The sequence below is a fragment of the Paenibacillus sp. JNU01 genome, assembly GCF_059130585.1.
In genome coordinates, this window is sequence record NZ_CP169723.1 from 4,487,101 (window position 1) to 4,506,299 (window position 19,199).

Genomic DNA, 19,199 nt, shown 5'->3' on the forward strand with positions numbered 1-19,199 from the left:
TAAGTTGAACTGAGAGGAGCGACGCGAGATATGCTGTTGGAGATGGAGCACATTACGAAGAAATACGGCGGCTTCACCGCGAACCGTGACATCCGTTTTAATTTGCGTGAGGGAGAGATTCATGCCCTTGTAGGTGAGAACGGGGCCGGTAAAACAACCTTGATGCGTATGCTGTATGGTATGGAACAGCCTACGTCAGGAACAATCAAAGTCCGTGGACGCGAAGTGAGCTTCGCTACGCCGTCCCAGGCGATGGCAAGTGGCATCGGCATGGTGCACCAGCATTTCATGCTGTTCCCTTCCTTTACGGTGGCGGAGAACATCGTGATTGGACGCGAACCGGCAGCGGCAGGTGTATTTGACCGTAAAAAAGCAGCAGCCCAGGTGAATGAGCTTGGTAAACAATATGGCATGCCGGTTGACCCGTGGAAAAAAGTGTCCGAGTGCCCGCTTGGCATGCAGCAGCGTGTTGAAATTCTCAAGGTGCTGCATCAGGGCGCAGACATCATTATATTGGATGAACCTTCGGCAGTACTGACGCCTCTGGAAGTAAAGGAACTGCTCGCGAACATGAAATCACTCGCTAAGCTGGGCAAAACCTTTGTACTAATCACGCACAAGCTGCAAGAAGTCATGGATGTAGCCGACCGGATTACGGTACTTCGGGATGGTCAGGTAACGGGTACGCTCGAAGCCAAGGATACACATGTGGAGGAATTATCCCGTCTGATGGTTGGTCGTGAACTTGTGCGTATGGACAAGCAGCCATCGGTTCCTGCCGAAGCGGTGCTTCAGGTGGAAGGGGTCAATCTGTCTGGCGCCAAGGATCGTTCGGCGCTCAAGGAGATCCATATGGAGGTTCGTAAAGGCGAAGTCGTTGGCATAGCCGGTATCTCGGGTAACGGCCAGTCGGAATTAATTCAGGTGATTGCGGGACTGCGTAAGGCGGACAGTGGTCGCGTTGTGCTCTCCGGGCAGGATACAACCAATTGGCCTGTACGGCGCATTCGGGAGCATGGACTTGCTCATATCCCGGAAGATCGTTATATGTGGGGAGCGGCCAAAGATGCGAGTGTTCGCGAGAACGGGCTGATGGGACATCATCATCGCTTGCAGTCGCGCGGTATCATCAAAGCGAAAGCAGCAAAAACAATGGTAGAAAGCTGGATCAAACAGTTCAGCATCAAGACGGGTTCTGCAGAGACCAAGGCACAGTTTCTGTCTGGAGGTAATTTGCAGAAGCTGATTGCCGCTCGTGAATTCGCACAGGATACACCGTTTCTAATTGCAGCCGAACCGACTCGTGGTGTGGATATCGGAGCGATGGAGACGATTCATGCCGAATTGCTACGTAAACGCAGTGAGGGTGCAGGTATTCTGCTCATTTCATCGGAGTTGTCTGAGATTTTGCAATTATCGGATCGCATTATAGTGATGTATGAAGGCGAAATTGCCGGAGAACTGAGAGCAGAGGAAGCGACGGAGGAACAGATCAGTTTGTTAATGGCAGGAGGGAAAGAGCGGATATGAATCGGGTAAAAGAAACACTTCGCGGACTCGTACAGCCGCTGCTTGCCGTATTCATCGGTCTGATTGCAGGGGCTGTGGCGATTCTGATTGTTGGCGGTAATGTGGTGGATACGTATGCGGAGATGTGGAAAGGGGCCTTCGGCAACTTCTACTTCTTCACCAATACACTGGCTCGTTCCACACCGATCATCCTGGCGGGACTTGGCGTAGCCTTGGCATTCCGTGCCGGATTTTTCAATATGGGAGCCGAAGGCCAGATGATTCTTGGCGGGCTCAGTGCCGCGCTCACGGCGCTCTACCTGCCAGGCCCGGGCTGGTTCGTGTGTATTGCTGCGATTGTCGCAGGTATTGTTGCCGGGGGAATCTGGTCTCTGTTTGCAGGTTGGCTGGATGCTCGTTTCGGCATGAATCTATTGATTACAACCTTACTACTTAACTATATCGCTATTTATTTTGGCGGATACATGGTCTCCTATCCATTCAAGGATCGGACTGGATCTGCAGCGATGGCTCAGACACCTATGATTGATCAGAGTATCTGGTTGCCGAAGTTGTTCCAGGGTATGGGACTGCATGCCGGCTTCATCATTGCCATTGTCGCGGCTATTCTGATCTACTGGTTCACTCACAAAACGGTGACGGGTTACGAGATCCGCATGCTCGGCAGCAACCCGTCCTTTGCAACCTACGGCGGTGTTCGCCGCATTCGCATGATGATGCTGTCCATGGTCATCAGTGGTGGACTTGCTGGACTGGCAGGTGCGGGGGAAGTGCTCGGTACACAGTACCGTTTCCTTGATGGATCGCTATCTTCTGCAAGTTACGCCTGGAGCGGCATTATGGCCACGCTGCTTGCCCGCTCGCATCCACTCGGTACAGCTGTAGCAGCTATTTTGCTGGCTGCGTTACAGACAGGTGCCATGGGGATGGAACGGAATACGGATGTGCCGCTTGAAGTCGGCAGTGTCATCCAGGCCGTATTGACGTTATTTGTATCAGCTCAGATCGGTTATTCATTCCTGAAGCGGAGAAAGGAGAAAAAGTCCAATGCAACAACTGTTTGATGCAGCCATGTTTGGCTCAACCTTGCGGATTATGACTCCAATCCTGCTTGCAGCGCTCGGTGGGGCTTTATGTTCCCGTGTCGGTCTGTTCAACGTGGGTCTCGAAGGACTGGTTTTGATCGGTGCATTCTCCGCCATTGTCGGTAATTATCTGTTTGGCAATGTGCTGCTGGCTGTACTCTTTTCCATTATTATTGTGATGTTATTCTCGGCGCTCTTTGCTTTTATAAGTATTAATCTCAAGGCCAACGCCATCGTGGTCGGGATCTCGCTCAACTTCCTGGCTGCGGGGGTGACGACCTTTGCACTGCGTGCGATTTTTGATGTAAAAGGTGCATACTACGACAAAGACATGGTGGGACTTCCCAAGTGGGATATTCCGCTGATTAAGGACATTCCGTGGTTGGGCGATGTATTATCGGGACATAGTCCCTTGGTTTACCTCGGTATTGTGCTCGTGATTGGACTGCAATTCTATCTGTTCAAAAGTGTATCCGGCTTCCGCCTGCGCTCTGTCGGTGAGAATCCGATTGCAGCACAGAGCATCGGGATCAAGGTACGCGGCATCCAGTATGGTGCGGTTCTAATGTGCGGTGTGTTGTGTGCTCTGGCTGGCGCGCAGTTGTCGCTCGGTCAGGTGACGATGTTCACCGAAGGCATGACCGCGGGTCGTGGCTTCATCGCGCTGGTGGCAACGATGCTGGGGCAAGCGAATCCGCTTGGCGTGATGGGCTCCAGTGTACTGTTTGGCTTCATGGAAGCATTGAGTATTCGTTTGCAAGGCTTCTCCTTGCCAACCCATTTCACATTGATGTTGCCGTATATTGTGACGCTGGTCGCGATGTTCTTTTTCAAAGACCGTACTTATGCACAAGATGCATTGAAAGCGGGCGGAAGCTCGCGTTAATTCCTGAATGCCGATGTAGAGGCAGCAAAAGAAGGAGGAATTCCACTTGCATAACAAGGCTGAACGTTTGAAAAAAGGAAAAGCCCCGGCACCCAAAGCGGGCAATGATTATGGAGATCGCTTGCCGCCGGGACAGATGTTGACGGAGAAATTCCCGATTCTGCATGAAGGGGAAGTGCCGGAATATGACCTGTCCACCTGGGACTTGAAGGTATTCGGCGAAGTGGAAGAGGAGAAGGTGTTCTCCCTGGCCGAATTGCAGGCGATGCCACAGGTGAAGACGGTAAGTGATATTCACTGTGTCACACGCTGGTCGAAATTCGATACGCCATGGGAAGGCATTCGCTTCTCTGATTTTGTGAAACTTCTTGGCGTTAAACCGGAAGCGAAATACGTCATGATCCATGCGGATCATGATTATGAGACAAATGTACCGCTCGAAGAATTGATGCATGATGATGTGCTGCTTGCATTCAAATATAACGGCGAGCCACTGACGCCCAAGCATGGTTTTCCGTTGCGCATGGTCGTGCCACAACTTTACTTCTGGAAGAGTGCGAAGTGGATACGTGGTTTGGAGTTTATGACCGAAGACCGTAACGGCTTCTGGGAAGTGAATGGTTTCCACCATTTTGCCGATCCGTTCAAGGAGCAGCGCTTCTCGGGTGAAGATCTGCCGATTCCGGAAGATGAGTGGACGAAGAAGGAGTTTGATTGATATGTTGATGCCTATTTTGCAGATTCATTCGGAAGACATGCCGGCATATGCCATTGTCTGTGGTGATCCGGCACGTGCGGAGAAGATTTCCCGCAAGCTGGAGCAGGCGAGAGAACTGGCGTTCAGTCGGGAGTATCGCACGTTTGTTGGTTTGTATGAAGGGGTACAGATCGCCGTGGTCAGTCATGGTGTAGGTTCACCTGGAGCAGCAGTGTGCTTCGAGGAATTGATTCGCGCGGGTGTAACAACTCTGATTCGTGTAGGTACAGCGGGATCGTATACAGCTGATTATCCGGCAGGCAGTGTAATTGTGAGTACAGCAGCCGTTCGTACAGATGGGTTGACTCGCCAACTGGTGCCGGATGGTTTCCCAGCGGTAGCAGACATTGGGGTGACGCAAGCGTTGATTGAAGCTGCTCGTGAGCAGGGGAACGCAGCACATGCCGAATCTGCGACTGCAGCGGGTAAAGTTGGTGTGGGTATCACCGTAACGCTGGATGCATTCTTTGCAGGCGTGGAAGAGATTCCACATCGCAAGTACAAGCAGGCTGGAGCACTTGCGGCCGAGATGGAAATTGCGGCACTCTACATCGTCAGCACCTTGCGTGGCGCTCGTGCCGGAGCCATTGTTGCGATTGACGGATTCGCGGACAGCGATCTGGCTGCTGAGTATGATCCGCATACAGATGCGGTTGGACAAGCGGTCGAGCGCGAGATTAATGCAGCGCTACGTGCGCTAGCGGCAATTGCTCGTCAGGATCAGGCGTAATACAAAGCTAGTAATTTAATCGGTTAAACGTCCACCTGAGGTGGACATAAGGAAAGAGGGCATTCCGTAGGGTCATGAAAATGGTCTGGGGGAATGCCCTTTTTTTGCGCCCAAAAAAGTTGGGGAATTGTATCGACGATAATTGTTTTAGGGATTTGTGAGTATAAGCTGATGTGAGAAGTGGAGGTTATGAATGGTGTACTGTTTCACCTAACGAACCCAGCACGTCTTATTCGAGGGGATATCGCAAGTATGAAAATCTAACGAATCGTTGGCACGCTAATGCCGGAATTAATGCCTGTTTTCAATCCAATATAATGAATTACCGTTAAATAACGTGTCTGAGATTCGCTACATTTTCACTCCGTCGATATTTGCCCATATAAGGTGTGTAGGATTCGTTAGCTTCTGACGTCTATCCCTCGCTGAGAATGATAATGCAGAAAATGGGCACGTTATATAAAGGAACATCAACATGAACATGAATACGAAAAAGGGAGGACTCTACGATGACACAGAACAATCAACCTCAGGATGAGGCGGAAATTCGCAACAAGTTGGATGAAGACGGGGATTCCTTGATGGAGAAAAAGAAAATCTTGAGCGGAGTGGACATTGAGCCGCAGGCGGATGAATGGGCAGCGAAGCCATCACCTGTTGCTTTTAATGAAGGAAATACATCTTCGAAAAAATAATCATCATGAACATCCTATGGGCTTGATGGAATGAAGATAAATTTAGCGAAGCAGGTACCCTTATGGTATCTGCTTTTTGGTTGTATAATAATGTAAAATTCAATAGACGAAAGAGTGATGGGGATGAGCACGAAGGGGAATGTTAACATTCGAAAGGCAGAACTCAGGGACTACTCTGGCGTGTCATTGTTGATGGATGAACTGCACCAGATGCATGTTGAGGCGCGGCCGGATCTATACAGAGTGTTAGAGACCAGAATGGAGGAAATGGAGTTCACCGAACTACTGGAAACGGACAAGCGATACCTGTATGTTGCCGAGTCTTTAGAAACAGGCTTGATTCTGGGTTACGGGAGTGCGCAGTTGAGTGTAATTCAGGATAACCCATTGATGGTGGATCGCAAGATGCTGTACATCCATGAACTTGTAGTGGATACCAAGCATCGGGGCCAAGGAACGGGCAAACAGTTGATCCAGGCATTCATCGAGCTAGGAAGAGAGCTTCAGGCAGACAGCGTGGAATTATCCGTGTCGACGTTTAACTCGGACGCACAGGCTTTCTATGAACAGATGGGTCTGGTCGTTCGCAGCAGCAGGATGGAATATACCTTGTAAGATGCACTGCTCTTTATCATTCGAACAAGCAATCATCTATTTTTAACAAAATATCAAAATGAACTTGAATACCCCCATGGGGTATGTTACTCTTAGAAAAGAACGAAAGAAAAGGGGTGTTCATGATGGATCATCAGAGCCATCCCGAGGAACCTTTGCAATCCTCCATGTCCGATTCAATGGAAGCTTCGGCTACAGTTCAAGAAGCAGTATCCTGTCATACCGAAGGCAGTGATGGGAAGCATGTGCGCAAGAGTCACCATTCGCAGGAGATGAAGAGTAACCTGGTTTCTCGTTTGAACCGTGTGGAAGGTCAGATTCGCGGGATCAAGGGATTGATCGAGAAGGATACGTACTGTGATGATGTGCTGACGCAGATTGCGGCGGCTCAGTCTGCTCTTAATTCAGTAGGCAAACTTCTGCTTGAAGGCCATATGAAGAGCTGTATTGTTGAGCGTATTCAAGCTGGTGAACATGAGGTTGTGGATGAACTGCTGGTTACGATGCGGAAGTTAATGAAGTAAGCTGAATCAATTCACCTAATTAATTTTATCATTTTAATATATCCCAAGGAGGAATTTACAATGTCTAATGTTACGTTGAACGTTACGGGAATGTCTTGCAATCACTGTGTGAAGTCGGTTGAAGAGGCTGTGAAGAATGCTGGGGCGAGTGGTCACGTGGATCTGGCAGCGGGAACGGTAGCTGTGGAATATGATGAGCAGAAAGTGAACGTGGATCAGATCAAAGCTGCGATTGAAGATCAGGGATACGATGTAGTCTAACGGCATTACAGGCTTAAACCGAACATGCTCTTGGGTAAAAAGAGGTCAGAGGTCTTTTTTCCTACGAGTCAGGTTTAAGCCTAATTTTCTGTCTGATACATACCCCTTGGGGGTATAATCGATTGCAACATATAATAATATGAATCGACATGAAAGGAGCTGACATGATGGATAACTCAACGAATAAAGCAATGGATGCATCATCAGAACCTACAACATTGCCCCCTATGGCAGACGCGCCTGGACTGAAGACAACACTTCACATCACGGGCATGACCTGTGCCGCATGTTCGACACGAGTGGAGAAAGGCTTGTCCCGCATGGAGGGTGTGCATCAGGCCAATGTGAACCTTGCGATTGAACAGGCAACCGTTTCATATGATCCGAAGACAACCAACGTGAATGCATTGCGGGATAAAGTAGAAGCACTTGGCTACGGTACGGTGTCTGAATCAGTAGATCTGAACATCACCGGTATGACGTGTGCTGCCTGTTCTGCGCGGATTGAAAAAGGTCTTTCCCGACTACCCGGGGTATCTCAGGCGAATGTGAATCTGGCGCTGGAGACCGGGCATATTGAATATGCCGCGGGCTCATTGAAACCTTCGGATATTACCGCCAAGATTAAGCAAATGGGCTACGGTGCTGAACTGCAATTGACGCAAGAAGAGACTACATCGGTTCGTGAACGTGAGCTGCAACGCAAAAAGTGGAAATGGATGATATCGGCTTTGTTATCGATTCCGTTGCTGTGGGCCATGGTGGGGCATTTCTCGTTCACATCGGGAATCTATGTACCTGAGCTGTTCATGAACCCGTGGTTCCAACTGCTGCTGGCAACACCGGTACAGTTCGTGATTGGGTGGCAGTTCTATGTAGGAGCGTACAAAGCACTACGCAACCGCAGCGCGAATATGGATGTTCTTGTCGCACTGGGTACCAGCGCAGCGTTTTTCTACAGTCTGTATCTGACGTTATCCAGTGGGTACTTGCCTTTTGCGTCGGTGGATCATGGGGCAATGGGAACGGGTACAGCCGCCATGCCTTCGGTAGAACTCTATTATGAGACAAGTGCGATTCTAATTACGTTAATTTTACTGGGAAAATGGTTCGAAGCTGTGGCGAAAGGCCGATCTTCACAGGCGATTAAAAGCTTGATTGAACTGGCTCCACGTGAAGCCCGTGTCATCCGGGATGGACAGGAAGTTATGGTTCCTGCTGCATATGTTGCGGTAGGGGAGCTCGTTCTGGTGAAGCCGGGTGACAGCATACCTGTAGATGGTATCGTTGAGGAGGGGCAATCCTCTGTGGATGAATCCATGCTAAGCGGAGAGAGCCTTCCCGTGGATAAAAAACCGGGAGATGCCGTTACAGGTGCTACGTTGAACAAAAATGGCGTATTACGACTGCGTGCGACACGAGTGGGATCGGACACGGCGTTGTCCCAGATCATCAAAGTGGTAGAGCAGGCGCAGGGTTCCAAAGCACCGATTCAACGAATCGCAGATGTTATATCAGGCATATTTGTTCCGATCGTCGTTGGCATAGCCGCGCTGACATTCCTGATCTGGTATCTGTTTGCAAGTCCGGGTGACTTTGCGGGTTCCCTTGAAAAAGCGATTGCTGTGCTCGTTATTGCCTGTCCATGTGCACTTGGGCTGGCCACGCCGACCTCAGTCATGGCTGGATCAGGCCGTGCCGCTGAGTACGGCATTCTGTTCAAAGGCGGCGAACATCTGGAGTCCGCACAACAGATTCAGACCGTGGTGCTCGACAAAACAGGTACAGTGACTCAAGGTAAACCCGTGCTTACCGACGTTATCACGGCTCCGAATTGGACGGAATCTGATCTGCTTGAGCATGTGGGAGCGGCTGAACAGAGTTCGGAGCATCCGCTGGCAGAGGCGATTGTTGCAGGTATCCGTGCCAAGGGCCTGGAGCTGACCTCAACAGAGAAGTTCGAGAACATACCGGGATATGGTGTGCGAGCTTCAGTACAAGGGCAGGAGATTCTGGTTGGTACACGGCGATTGCTTGCGGATGCACAGGTGAATGTCTCTGAGGAAACCGTTCAGCAGATGAACCGACTGGAAGAGCAGGGGCGTACAGCGATGCTAGTAGCGGTAGATGGTCAGTGGGCAGGGATTGTGGCAGTGGCTGACACCATCAAGGATACCTCTCGTGAAGCGATCGGTCGTCTTCAGGCGATGGGGATTGATGTGATCATGATCACGGGAGACAATGAGCGGACTGCTCGCGCTGTAGCGGAACAGGCAGGGATCGGTAAAGTGCTGGCTGAGGTTCTGCCCGAAGGTAAAGCTGCGGAAGTGAAGAAACTTCAGGAGAGTGGCCTGAAAGTTGCGATGGTAGGTGACGGCATTAATGATGCTCCGGCACTCGCTACTGCTGACATTGGGATGGCCATTGGAACAGGAACGGATGTAGCGATGGAAGCGGCGGATATTACCTTGATGCGTGGTGATCTGAACAGCATTGCAGATGCGATTGAGATGAGCCGGCGCACGATGGGGAATATCAAACAAAACTTATTCTGGGCACTCGGATACAACGTTATTGGTATTCCCATTGCGGCAGTTGGCTTCTTGGCCCCCTGGCTGGCAGGGGCGGCGATGGCGTTCAGTTCCGTGTCGGTTGTCCTGAATGCGCTGCGACTGCAACGCATGAAGCTGAATAGAAATGGCTGACCGGCCCATGTTTACAGAGATATTCAATGCCTCATTGTAACAAAGTGAGGATATTACATGCGCGGTTCGCTGCAGGCGGGCCGCGCTTTTTGTTGAGAAGAGACAATTTGAATCGCCAGAGAAGTACGGCCTGAATCGTTGGTCTAGATGTCCTTTTCTATGGAGAAAAGTTGGTATTATGCTATTTTGTGAAAATGAATTAATTACATTCATGAATAAATCTTATATTTTCTGAATATTTCAAAAATGAGTTGACAATATGGTCATATACACATAAAATTTAAACGATCGTTTGATTCAAACAACTGTTTAAATCAAATTAGAACTATTTTGAGTAATGGAGGACACCTTTTATGTTACAGGCTTTACGTACATTGTTTAAAAAACCGCCAGTGATTGTAGGGATCGTAACAGCACTTATGTTCCAAGTGATCTTTAGCGTGATCTGGATGACCGCATATTCTGGAGTAAATGACCGTACGAAAGAATTAACGGTTGCAATTGTGAACGAGGATGGTGAAATGTCCAAAGGAATTGCGGATTCGCTCGCAGGAACACTTCCTTTCCATACCGTATCCAATCTGAGTGCAGCTGAAGCGTTGGCTCAGTTGAATCATCACAAAGTACACATGGTGCTGGATATTCCGGCTGGGTTCAACGAACTGCTTCAGACGGCTGGCTCAACCGCCGAGATTAAATACACCATTAATGAAGCGAACCCGGTTACGATTAAAAGCATGATGCAAGGTGTATCACAAAGTGTGACAAACACGATTAACAAACAAGCTACAGCACAAGGCGTTCAGACGGTGTTAACTGCTTCAGGTGCGCCTGCCGATCAGGCTGCTGAAGCTGCTGCGAACCTGGCTACCCGAGTGGAAGGAACAACAACGTCCATCAACCCAGTTAACGGGATGAATAATCAGATGGTGCCGATGATGATGGTACTGGCTTCCTATGTAGGTGCCATGATTATGGGGATGAACCTGCAGACAGCCATGGGTATGCTGTCATCTACCTATTCCCGCTTGACTTTGTTTGGCGCGAGAGTTGTCATTAACGTGGGTTCTGCATTGGTCGTTTCCTTGTTGGGATCATCGCTGATCGTTGCATTGGGCGGACAGATTGCACAAGGATTCGTTGCGTTCTGGTTGTTCCAGGCACTCTTCCTGTGTACGTTCATGTTCTTCTCCCAGTTCTTCCTGATCTGTTTCGGACCGGCAGGAAGTCTGTTCAACATCATCTCACTGTCCTTGCAACTGGTATCTTCCGGTGCTATGGTACCGCGTGAATTGCTGAACAGCTTCTATAGCGGCATTGGGCAGTACCTGCCTGCAACATACGCCGTTCAGGGTATTCTGAGCGTGCAATTGGGAGGCCCAGGAGTTCAGTCTGCTGCAGGATCTATCGTCATTGTACTGTTGGTTGCTGTTGCTCTGTCACTGGTTGTGACGTTGTTGAAAAAACAACGCATGCCAGCTGGTGCACCACGCCCGGTTCAAGCACACAACTAATACAACAGATACATGTAACGGCTTCATAAGATAGGACAATAGGATAGGACAAGCACCCCGATGATTTTCATCGGGGTGCTTGGTGTAATATAATAGACAGATGATTCGCTGGCTGCTGTCCTTGAGCTAGAGCGAATGAGATGAACGGACAAGAGGGAGCGGGACGGAATGACGGAACCGGAGTTGGATATCAAAACGAGGATACTGCTTGCAGCCAAGAAGCTTTTTGCACAGCAGGGGTATGACGGGACGAGTGTTCGTCAAATCTGTGATGAGGCGGGTGCGAATGTGTCGCTGGTGTCATACCATTTTGGCGGCAAAGAAAAGGTGTTCGAGGCATTATTTGAACATTTCTTCCCCGATCATATGATGAACTCGTTGGCGGAAGAGTCCATGTCCTCGCCTGTGGAAGGTATCCGACGAATTATTGGTGAAGTTGTGAAGTTCACGATGACAGATCGAGAGATGAGCGATATTGTGCAGCTTGAAATTACACTGCGTACACATCGCACAGCTACCGTATTTCGTTTTCTGGACCCCGTCTGGACACGCGTGAGGGAACTGCTGCAAGAAGGAAAGGACCAGGGATTGTTCCAAATCGAGTCCGTATCTTATGCAATGCTTCAGGTTATGGGTGTGGCTTTGGCACACAAACGGGCCAAGAATTCACGATTTGGCTTTGATTATCAACATATGAATACAGACGAGCTCGCGGAGCAGACCATTGAGTTCGTACTTCGAGGATTGGGAGTGAATCGCCATGAATGAAACCATTGAGTTGATGATGAAACACCGCTCTGTACGAAAATTTAAGCCAGACCCGGTAAGTGATGAGCAGCTTGCAGCCATTGTATCGGCAGGGCAGATGGCTTCTTCTTCAAGCAGTGTACAAGCTTACACCGTGATTGCCGTGACTGAATCGGAGCAAAAAGCCAAGCTGGCTGAATTGGCAGGCAATCAGGCCTACGTCAATGAATGTCCCGTGTTTCTCGTGTGGTGTGCTGACCTATATCGGCTGAGTGATGCTGCGAAACGTCATCTTCCTGAGAAGGAATCGTATGCCGATTCGACCGAGAATTTCATGGTAGCCACGATTGATGCTGCTCTGGCTTCCCAGAATGCCGCTCTTGCAGCCGAATCTCTTGGCTTCGGAATTGTATATATCGGCGGGCTTCGTACTCGGATTGAAGAAGTCGCTGAGCTGTTGGGATTGCCGGAAGGGGTATATCCGGTGTACGGCATGTGTATTGGTGTTGCAGATCAGGAAACAGGAATTCGGCCACGCCTGCCATTGGAAGCCGTTCTGCATCATAATCGCTATAATGCCGAGCAGAGCCTCAAAGGTGTTGAGCAGTATGATGAGACTACAACTGCGTACATGAAAGAACGGACCAATGGAGAACGAACGACCCCATGGTCCGAACTGATGGCGAAGCGCCTGACTGAGCCGGCACGGTTGCAGGTGAGACCGTTCCTGGAAGGCAAAGGATTCCTGAAGCGTTAAGTTGAACGGAAGGTAAAAATTTTGTTCCACTTATATATATGTAAATTAGAAGTCAGTCGGGGAAAAGTCGACTGGCTTCTTTGTGTTGTGCTGGCAGGGCAAGCGAGTGCGCTTGCTTCTACCAGATTGTAATCAAGTTAAGCCATAGAAACGCTTTGTATTCTGATAAAAGAGACGGGCGGCCCGGTCGGTTCCCATGCCGGTGATCTCACTCCATGCTTGAATGACTTGTCTGGTCATTGCAGGGTGTGTCATTCGTCCCTGAAACGGCCCTTCGAAGGGCCAAGGGCCGTCGGTCTCGGCCATGACTTGTTCTGCTGGATATTGCCGGGCGAGTTCACGAATCTCATCTTCATAACGAATATCCGGCGTGAAAGAGATGAAATAACCGTTGTCTGCCATGCGTTTTACCGTTTCGCGGGACCCTTTGAACCAGTGGAAATGAGCACGTCGGAAATGATTTTGCTCCAGCAGATCACAGACGATATCCGCATCTTCGTATACAGCATGAAGGACAAGCGGTTTGTTGTGCTTTTTCGCGAGTTGGATGAAACGTTCAAGCAGCTCGATATACCCGCTCTGATCGAAGCGCTTTCCTGCTTGCTCAGCCTCCAGTCGATTGTAATAGGGAAGGCCGACTTCTCCGATAGCTGTGGCTTGTCCCATATGCTGCTCAATCCATTGGAAGAACAGGTCCATCTCTGCGGTGGATGGCAGTTCCTGTTCCGGATGGAAACCGAAGGCCGGATATATAGTGCGTGGATATTGATTAGCAAGCTCCAGATTGGCCTGGGCAGAAGCCAGATTCATGGATACCGCAATGACCGCTTCGACCTGCTGAGACGAAAATGATAGCAACATCTCACGTTGTTCGTCAGGGGTATACTGATCCAAATGAATATGAGCATCAATCAATGGTGCAAAAGCTTGAGAATGCACGAGGGAATTCCTCCTTGTGTTCCTATATATTTTATCTATGGTACGCAGAATTTCTTGTGTTGGATCACCCATTAAAGGAAAATAATAACTTTAAAACCCGCGCTATCAAGATAGGCGGGCTTTCTGCTGTTCTTCTCTCATCCACTGTGCAATTTGCCGTTTACGTTCAAGAAATGCCGATTCTTCCGTAATTTCTTCTCGTCTAGGGCGATCAAAAGGAACATGTACCTCATGCAACACCGTTGCAGGCCGGTTGGATAATACATAGACCCGATCCGCAAGCAGCAATGCCTCTTCGATATTATGAGTGATGAACAGCACCGAACGACGGTTCTGTTCCCAGATATCGAGCAGCCAGCGCTGCATGTCGCTACGTGTCAGTGCATCCAGTGCGCTGAAGGGTTCGTCCAGCAGCATCAACTCCTGCGGACTAAGCAGGGCGCGCAGGAATGCAGCGCGTTGCTGCATACCGCCCGACAGCATATGCGGGTATGCTTGCTCGAATCCGGCAAGACCCACGCTGCTTAACCATTTTCGAGCCTCTGCAAGTGCTTCGGCCCGGGGAGGAGTATCCATAGCTACTTCACCAGCAAGCAGTACATTTTCTTCAATGGTACGCCAAGGGAAAAGGGCAGGCTGTTGTGGCATATAACTGATTTTGCCACGTTGGCCCGTAACATTATGACCGTTCATGAGCACTTGCCCTTCCTGTGGCTTCAGCAGACCACCGATGATATGGAATAGGGTGCTTTTGCCACAGCCGGATGGCCCAACGATAGCGACAAACTCACCTTGCTTCACAGTCAGGGACAGGCCGTTCAACACCGGTAGCCTGCTCCGTCGTTCACGAAATGATGCATGAACATCCACGACGTCCAGTGCAGGTGGAACCGAAGCAGCAGTCGTATATGTCGGTAGCCCGGAATTAGTCGAGTAAATTTTTTCACCGTGCTTTGGTTCCAATGTGCGTGCTCCCCGTTCAGGCTGGACGTGTTCGTCCTGTTGCTGATTCATATGCTGATCACTTCCTAATATATAGACTTACATGCTTTGTTATCGCTTCTGTGGCCGCCAGCGCACGAGCAGCTTCTCCAGCAACGCGATGAGCAGGAAGAGCAGTAAGCTGAGCGCGACAATAATCATGATTGCCACGAATAAGCGATCTGTGCGATAAGCTGATTTTTGCAGCATCATATAATAACCAATGCCCTTGTCTGCACCAATCCATTCGGCAATGATGGCGCCCATCACGCTATAGGTAGCGGCGATTTTGATACCGGAGAATACTGATGGTAGTGCATGGGGAAGCTCCAGCTTCCAGAAGATATGACGACGTTTGGCACCAGCCATGCGCATATAGTTCATCATCGCTGCATCTGTACGGGTCAAGCCGTCCATGGCCGCCACCGCAACGGGGAAAAAGCAGACTAATATGATGGTAATTAGCTTGGGCAACAGCCCGAATCCGAACCAGATTAACAGGAGCGGTGCGAGCGCGATGGTCGGGATATTTTGACTAAGAATAAGTAAAGGATACAGGGCTGACTTGAGAAAAGGCACCAAATGCAGCACCATTGCAATCAGTAATCCAACCGCTGTGCCGGCCGCGAATCCGATCAGGGTTAACTGAATGGTTGCGGAGGCATGCATGCCCAGTCGCTCCGCTTGGGATGCCGCTTCGCGGGCGATATCGGACGGTGCGGGAAGCATCCATTTCTCGATGTGGAACAGGGATACAGCTCCCTGCCATAACGCTATAAAGAGAATAACCGCCACGAAGGGCGGCCATACACTTTTGAAATAGGCATTCATTAGCGGTACTTCTCCGTCAGGGTATCCATGCTGAAGCCAGTAGGGCTATGGGCGATTTTGATCTGGGAGATGATGCTTGGGCTGCCAGCCTCGACGAGTACTTCGTGCATTTTGCGGACAACCTCCAGCAGTTCCTCCAGTTCCCCTTCCATCGTGGTGTCGAGCGCGTTCACCTGATATTTCAGGCCAGATTGCTGAATAACTTCAATGGCGCGATCTACATAAGGATAAGAGTTCTCGCCATTTGGCGTTTTTGGAATAACCTGAATGCTAAGTAATGTGCTTGCCATGAGAGATCACGGCTCCTTTCGTGATATATAAAATGAACTAATGACGGTTACACTTGCCACTTCGATGACAGAATAACCTTCCAATCGCTGTTATCCCCAGATTTTTTTGATTTCCTTTCTCTAAAGGGAAAATCCGGTGATAAAGGCGACCGCTTCGCTTTTTCACGTTATTTCTGTCCTCTCCGTCCTCGTGTAAATATTAAGTTCGTTTTATATGAGATATTTTATTGGGGTAAAAACTCGTTTGTGTATGCCTTGCTCACGTCGACCTGTTCATCCAGCAGTTTTTTGCTAAACATCCAGTCGGTGTAGTTCTGCCACACTTCCTGTTTCTGTTCTCCCCAGCGCGGGGCGTCATCCGTGTACTTCGGACTCAGCCATTTCTGGCTTGCCAGTACTAATTCCTTGTCCAGATCCGGGACGGCCTTGATCAGAATATTCGCTGCGTCTTCGGGATGATCAATTGCGTATTGATATCCTTCTGAAGTGGCTTTCAGGAATGCTTTCACCAACTCAGGGTCGTTCTGAATGGTCTGCTCGTTCGTTACGAGAACAGGCGTGTAGTAATCCAGTGCATCTGAATAATCCTTCACATATAACATGTCGATCGGTTCTCCGCGTAGTTCAGCTTCAATCCCCGTCCAGGCGTAGAAGATCCATGCAAAATCAATATCCCGTTTCACTGCGGTGAAAAAGTCGGCGTCACCCATGTTAATGTTTTTCACTTTGGATACATCGGCGCCTTCGCCCTCCATAATGGATTGCATCACGGCTTCTTCCACTGGGGAACCCCAGCCGCCATAGGTTTTGCCTTCAAAATCTTTCGGTGACTTGATATTCCGATCCGCCGGAGCAGCGAACCCGGATGTATTATGCTGAATAACTGCTGCAATGGAGACAAGTGGAACACCCTGTGTGCGGGCTTGAGTTACACTCTCCTGATAACTTACGCCAAAAGGCACTTCATTCGATGCAACCATCGTATCTGCGCCACCGGCACCTGGTTGTACAATCTCCACGTTCAAGCCTTCGGCCTTGTAAAAACCTTGATCTACGGCCGCATACAGGCCGGTATGATTCGTATTCGGTGTCCAGTCGAGCACCACTTTAATATCCTTCAGGGCGGCAGTGTCACCTTCATTGCTGCTCTCCGTATTCGTGCTGCTGTTCTGTTCAGCCGGGGCAGCTTCTTTACCGCCACATGCGGCCACAGTCACCAGTAGTACACATAAGAGCAACAGTCCCATTGTTTTACGCCATTTCATCTGTGATTCTCTCCTTCGGTATGTCCGGCCAGTGGCACGGGTACTCCTTGGCTTCATATCCAAGCTTCTTGCATAAATCGACAGATTTATACCAGCTATGATCCGGATAACGTCACTTTTTTTAGCTCTCTGGCTATATAAAAGAACATTAAAAAAGCGCCCCGTAATCCGGGACGCGTGCAGGCGTTAGAGAGGTGGCGTTCAGCCATAGGGCTGTGCCATTTCGATATACTCCGATTCCTACGCTGGCATGATCCAGATCAGGTCTAAGGGTTAGTATCTTGGTGGGATACACTCTCAGCCGGCCAATTCCGACTCCCCTGGGAAACTATGAAGTTACGGGCATTACTAGGTGTAATTATAGGCCAGAGGCCCAGTCGTGTCCAGTCAGGAACTGGATGGGAACGGATTTAGGGTCATCGTCTACTTGCTTCTAAGCCGCTTCGGTGATTAGTTTTTGATCGTTTGGCCTTGAGCCGAGCAGCTTGATTCATTTAAACAACATAATTTAGAGACAAAAGGAGATAGTACTGCTATACCATTAAATACTTTTACATAAAAATGGGGGAGTACTGAATGATCCTTAAAACCATAATCGCAATGATTCTGTGTTATAGTGCCTACGTTTTTTTCACAGCCTACCTTTTATTTTTGGTTCCGTCTCCATCTGCTATCGAAAATACGGATATGCAAAAATCGTTAACAGAAGGAAGTACAACAGATCGCGTAATGCTCCTGGAGGACGGCTTTCAATCGGGACAGGTGAGAATCCAGACCATTCGAGAGGCAAAAACAAGCATCGACCTAGCCTATTACTCCATTCAAAAAGGAAAAACATCTCAGCTTTTTTTTGCTGCTTTATTCGATGCGGCTGATCGGGGGGTTCAAGTTCGAATCATTTTAGACGGGATTTTTCACAGCATGCGCGGAGAATTGCGTGATATTCCAGATGCCATTGCAGCTCATCCCAATGTCGAATTAAGATATTATGAACCACTCCACCTATTTATGCCATGGACATGGCATAATCGTCTGCATGACAAGATCCTTCTTGTCGACAACACATATGGAATCATTGGCGGCCAAAATATTGGTGATAAATATATGGCATTGCACCCCCCAAAAGACTATGTTTTTGATCGGGATGTCCTTGTTTACAATGCAAACGATAATACGAACAGCACGGTTGTTGAAATGAAACAATATCTAGATCAGTTATGGAACCATCCATTCACCAAACCAGAAAAACATGCAAAACGTCAGCATCATGCAAAAGGGTTAAAAGAGCTGGCTCAGCTGGCTGAGTTATATCAAAAAGCCCAGGCTCAGAGTGATCCTTTTGTGAAAGTGTTGCCAAAGGAATGGGTTCGAGGAGCTCTTCATTCCGACCACGTTGCTTTCATTCACAATCCAATTAAAAGGCTGTATAAAGACCCCATCATGTGGAGGACATTTGTTCATTTCGCCAATCAAGCAAAGTCGAAAGTGTACCTTCAGACGCCATATGCCATTCCTACCAAGAAAATGGAGAAAGCCGTACATCTGTCGATGAATCCAAAAGCAGAATGGGTCATGCTAACCAATTCAATCCAGCAGACCCCTAACCCTTTGGCTTTCGCGGGATACTTAAGCTCTAAGGAACGGTTGCTTGATACCAGTCTGGCCATATATGAATACGAAGGCCCTTATTCCATACACGGCAAATCATTTGTCATGGATGATTACCTCAGCATGGTTGGTTCGTATAATCTTGATCCCAGATCTGCCTTCCTCAATACCGAATCCGCTGTGGTCATTTCCGGTTCTGCATTCGCCGACCAACTAACAGAGGCTATGGATATCAAACGTGCACATAGTACACTTGCGGTTAAAGGTGAACATCCAGCAGAATCTACGAATCAGAAAGGCTCTGTGTTCAAACGAATAGCAATCACAGCGTTATCCAAATTGTCTTTTCTCTGGAAATTTATGTTGTAGAAAAAAACGTATTCTCTTGAGCTTAACTTTTTCTCCGGTTTATCAAAACTTGAAAATCAGATTTGTTCACGGAATGTTCACTTATGTGGTGGGGGTCATCATCTCTATAA

General features: G+C 49.0%; 19 protein-coding genes and 1 riboswitch. Of the genes, 14 read left to right on the forward strand and 5 right to left on the reverse strand.

The genetic code is table 11. The features are described 5' to 3' along the window. Positions 1–30: 30 nt before the first annotated feature. The 13 genes from NLBNIHML_RS19625 to nfsA all read left to right on the forward strand — a co-directional run bounded on the left by NLBNIHML_RS19625 (position 31) and on the right by nfsA (position 12,806). Positions 31–1,530, forward strand: coding sequence for an ABC transporter ATP-binding protein (locus NLBNIHML_RS19625; RefSeq protein ID WP_494352566.1), 1,500 nt, complete (start codon positions 31–33; stop codon positions 1,528–1,530). Continuing rightward, positions 1,527–2,594, forward strand: coding sequence for an ABC transporter permease (locus tag NLBNIHML_RS19630; protein WP_017691012.1), 1,068 nt, complete (start codon positions 1,527–1,529; stop codon positions 2,592–2,594). Before NLBNIHML_RS19625 ends, NLBNIHML_RS19630 begins: the two co-directional genes overlap by 4 nt. Beyond that, positions 2,578–3,501: an ABC transporter permease gene (locus NLBNIHML_RS19635; RefSeq protein ID WP_074093220.1), complete on the forward strand. Its 924-nt coding sequence runs from the start codon at positions 2,578–2,580 to the stop codon at positions 3,499–3,501. Before NLBNIHML_RS19630 ends, NLBNIHML_RS19635 begins: the two co-directional genes overlap by 17 nt. 46 nt (positions 3,502–3,547) lie before the next feature. Further along, positions 3,548–4,219, forward strand: coding sequence for a sulfite oxidase-like oxidoreductase (locus NLBNIHML_RS19640; protein ID WP_494352567.1), 672 nt, complete (start codon positions 3,548–3,550; stop codon positions 4,217–4,219). Between the two features lies 1 nt (position 4,220). After that, positions 4,221–4,988, forward strand: coding sequence for a nucleoside phosphorylase (locus NLBNIHML_RS19645; protein WP_494352568.1), 768 nt, complete (start codon positions 4,221–4,223; stop codon positions 4,986–4,988). Positions 4,989–5,497: 509 nt separating this feature from the next. Then, positions 5,498–5,683 carry a hypothetical protein gene (locus NLBNIHML_RS19650; RefSeq protein ID WP_036616704.1) on the forward strand — a complete coding sequence of 62 codons (186 nt, stop codon included), beginning with the start codon at positions 5,498–5,500 and terminating at the stop codon, positions 5,681–5,683. Between the two features lie 123 nt (positions 5,684–5,806). Further along, the gene (locus NLBNIHML_RS19655; RefSeq protein WP_494352569.1) at positions 5,807–6,298 is read left to right on the forward strand and encodes a GNAT family N-acetyltransferase; all 492 of its coding nucleotides are present in this window, start codon (positions 5,807–5,809) and stop codon (positions 6,296–6,298) included. A 179-nt stretch (positions 6,299–6,477) separates the two neighbouring features. Further along, a complete protein-coding gene (locus NLBNIHML_RS19660; RefSeq protein ID WP_494354729.1) occupies positions 6,478–6,822 on the forward strand; it encodes a metal-sensitive transcriptional regulator in 345 nt (114 codons plus the stop codon). Positions 6,823–6,882: 60 nt separating this feature from the next. Continuing rightward, on the forward strand, positions 6,883–7,083 hold the full coding sequence (locus NLBNIHML_RS19665; protein WP_339258509.1) for a copper ion binding protein: 201 nt from the start codon (positions 6,883–6,885) through the stop codon (positions 7,081–7,083). Between the two features lie 227 nt (positions 7,084–7,310). After that, positions 7,311–9,788 carry a heavy metal translocating P-type ATPase gene (locus NLBNIHML_RS19670; RefSeq protein WP_494354730.1) on the forward strand — a complete coding sequence of 826 codons (2,478 nt, stop codon included), beginning with the start codon at positions 7,311–7,313 and terminating at the stop codon, positions 9,786–9,788. Between the two features lie 353 nt (positions 9,789–10,141). Beyond that, the gene (locus NLBNIHML_RS19675) at positions 10,142–11,302 is read left to right on the forward strand and encodes a YhgE/Pip domain-containing protein (RefSeq protein ID WP_494352570.1); all 1,161 of its coding nucleotides are present in this window, start codon (positions 10,142–10,144) and stop codon (positions 11,300–11,302) included. A gap of 168 nt (positions 11,303–11,470) precedes the next feature. Beyond that, complete coding sequence (locus NLBNIHML_RS19680) at positions 11,471–12,070, forward strand: TetR family transcriptional regulator (protein WP_091018425.1); 600 nt, start codon at positions 11,471–11,473, stop codon at positions 12,068–12,070. Then, positions 12,063–12,806, forward strand: a complete 744-nt coding sequence (gene nfsA, locus NLBNIHML_RS19685) for an oxygen-insensitive NADPH nitroreductase (RefSeq protein WP_339258513.1) — start codon at positions 12,063–12,065, stop codon at positions 12,804–12,806. Before NLBNIHML_RS19680 ends, nfsA begins: the two co-directional genes overlap by 8 nt. A 132-nt stretch (positions 12,807–12,938) precedes the next feature. Here nfsA and NLBNIHML_RS19690 read toward each other — a convergent pair whose 3' ends face one another. The 5 genes from NLBNIHML_RS19690 to NLBNIHML_RS19710 all read right to left on the reverse strand — a co-directional run bounded on the left by NLBNIHML_RS19690 (position 12,939) and on the right by NLBNIHML_RS19710 (position 17,112). After that, on the reverse strand, positions 12,939–13,745 hold the full coding sequence (locus tag NLBNIHML_RS19690) for a TatD family hydrolase (protein ID WP_494352571.1): 807 nt from the start codon (positions 13,743–13,745) through the stop codon (positions 12,939–12,941). Positions 13,746–13,850: 105 nt separating this feature from the next. Then, positions 13,851–14,759, reverse strand: coding sequence for an ABC transporter ATP-binding protein (locus tag NLBNIHML_RS19695; protein WP_494352572.1), 909 nt, complete (start codon positions 14,757–14,759; stop codon positions 13,851–13,853). 39 nt (positions 14,760–14,798) lie between these two features. Beyond that, a complete protein-coding gene (locus NLBNIHML_RS19700) occupies positions 14,799–15,557 on the reverse strand; it encodes an ABC transporter permease (RefSeq protein ID WP_472474944.1) in 759 nt (252 codons plus the stop codon). After that, positions 15,557–15,847 carry a thiamine-binding protein gene (locus NLBNIHML_RS19705; protein WP_017690996.1) on the reverse strand — a complete coding sequence of 97 codons (291 nt, stop codon included), beginning with the start codon at positions 15,845–15,847 and terminating at the stop codon, positions 15,557–15,559. Before NLBNIHML_RS19705 ends, NLBNIHML_RS19700 begins: the two co-directional genes overlap by 1 nt. 224 nt (positions 15,848–16,071) lie before the next feature. Further along, positions 16,072–17,112, reverse strand: a complete 1,041-nt coding sequence (locus tag NLBNIHML_RS19710; protein WP_494352573.1) for an ABC transporter substrate-binding protein — start codon at positions 17,110–17,112, stop codon at positions 16,072–16,074. Positions 17,113–17,331: 219 nt separating this feature from the next. Next, positions 17,332–17,444: riboswitch (TPP riboswitch) on the reverse strand. A gap of 244 nt (positions 17,445–17,688) precedes the next feature. On the opposite strand from NLBNIHML_RS19710, the gene NLBNIHML_RS19715 reads away from it, so the two are divergent. Continuing rightward, positions 17,689–19,089 carry a phospholipase D-like domain-containing protein gene (locus tag NLBNIHML_RS19715; protein WP_494352574.1) on the forward strand — a complete coding sequence of 467 codons (1,401 nt, stop codon included), beginning with the start codon at positions 17,689–17,691 and terminating at the stop codon, positions 19,087–19,089. Positions 19,090–19,199: the final 110 nt, after the last annotated feature.

Coding starts and splice junctions, on each gene's coding strand:
- NLBNIHML_RS19625 (WP_494352566.1), top strand. CDS start 31: ATGCTGTTGGAGATGGAGCACATTACGAAGAAATACGGCGGCTTCACC.
- NLBNIHML_RS19630 (WP_017691012.1), top strand. CDS start 1,527: ATGAATCGGGTAAAAGAAACACTTCGCGGACTCGTACAGCCGCTGCTT.
- NLBNIHML_RS19635 (WP_074093220.1), top strand. CDS start 2,578: ATGCAACAACTGTTTGATGCAGCCATGTTTGGCTCAACCTTGCGGATT.
- NLBNIHML_RS19645 (WP_494352568.1), top strand. CDS start 4,221: ATGTTGATGCCTATTTTGCAGATTCATTCGGAAGACATGCCGGCATAT.
- NLBNIHML_RS19650 (WP_036616704.1), top strand. CDS start 5,498: ATGACACAGAACAATCAACCTCAGGATGAGGCGGAAATTCGCAACAAG.
- NLBNIHML_RS19655 (WP_494352569.1), top strand. CDS start 5,807: ATGAGCACGAAGGGGAATGTTAACATTCGAAAGGCAGAACTCAGGGAC.
- NLBNIHML_RS19660 (WP_494354729.1), top strand. CDS start 6,478: ATGGAAGCTTCGGCTACAGTTCAAGAAGCAGTATCCTGTCATACCGAA.
- NLBNIHML_RS19665 (WP_339258509.1), top strand. CDS start 6,883: ATGTCTAATGTTACGTTGAACGTTACGGGAATGTCTTGCAATCACTGT.
- NLBNIHML_RS19670 (WP_494354730.1), top strand. CDS start 7,311: ATGGCAGACGCGCCTGGACTGAAGACAACACTTCACATCACGGGCATG.
- NLBNIHML_RS19675 (WP_494352570.1), top strand. CDS start 10,142: ATGTTACAGGCTTTACGTACATTGTTTAAAAAACCGCCAGTGATTGTA.
- NLBNIHML_RS19680 (WP_091018425.1), top strand. CDS start 11,471: ATGACGGAACCGGAGTTGGATATCAAAACGAGGATACTGCTTGCAGCC.
- nfsA (WP_339258513.1), top strand. CDS start 12,063: ATGAATGAAACCATTGAGTTGATGATGAAACACCGCTCTGTACGAAAA.
- NLBNIHML_RS19695 (WP_494352572.1), bottom strand. CDS start 14,759: ATGAATCAGCAACAGGACGAACACGTCCAGCCTGAACGGGGAGCACGC.
- NLBNIHML_RS19700 (WP_472474944.1), bottom strand. CDS start 15,557: ATGAATGCCTATTTCAAAAGTGTATGGCCGCCCTTCGTGGCGGTTATT.
- NLBNIHML_RS19705 (WP_017690996.1), bottom strand. CDS start 15,847: ATGGCAAGCACATTACTTAGCATTCAGGTTATTCCAAAAACGCCAAAT.
- NLBNIHML_RS19710 (WP_494352573.1), bottom strand. CDS start 17,112: ATGAAATGGCGTAAAACAATGGGACTGTTGCTCTTATGTGTACTACTG.
- NLBNIHML_RS19715 (WP_494352574.1), top strand. CDS start 17,689: ATGATCCTTAAAACCATAATCGCAATGATTCTGTGTTATAGTGCCTAC.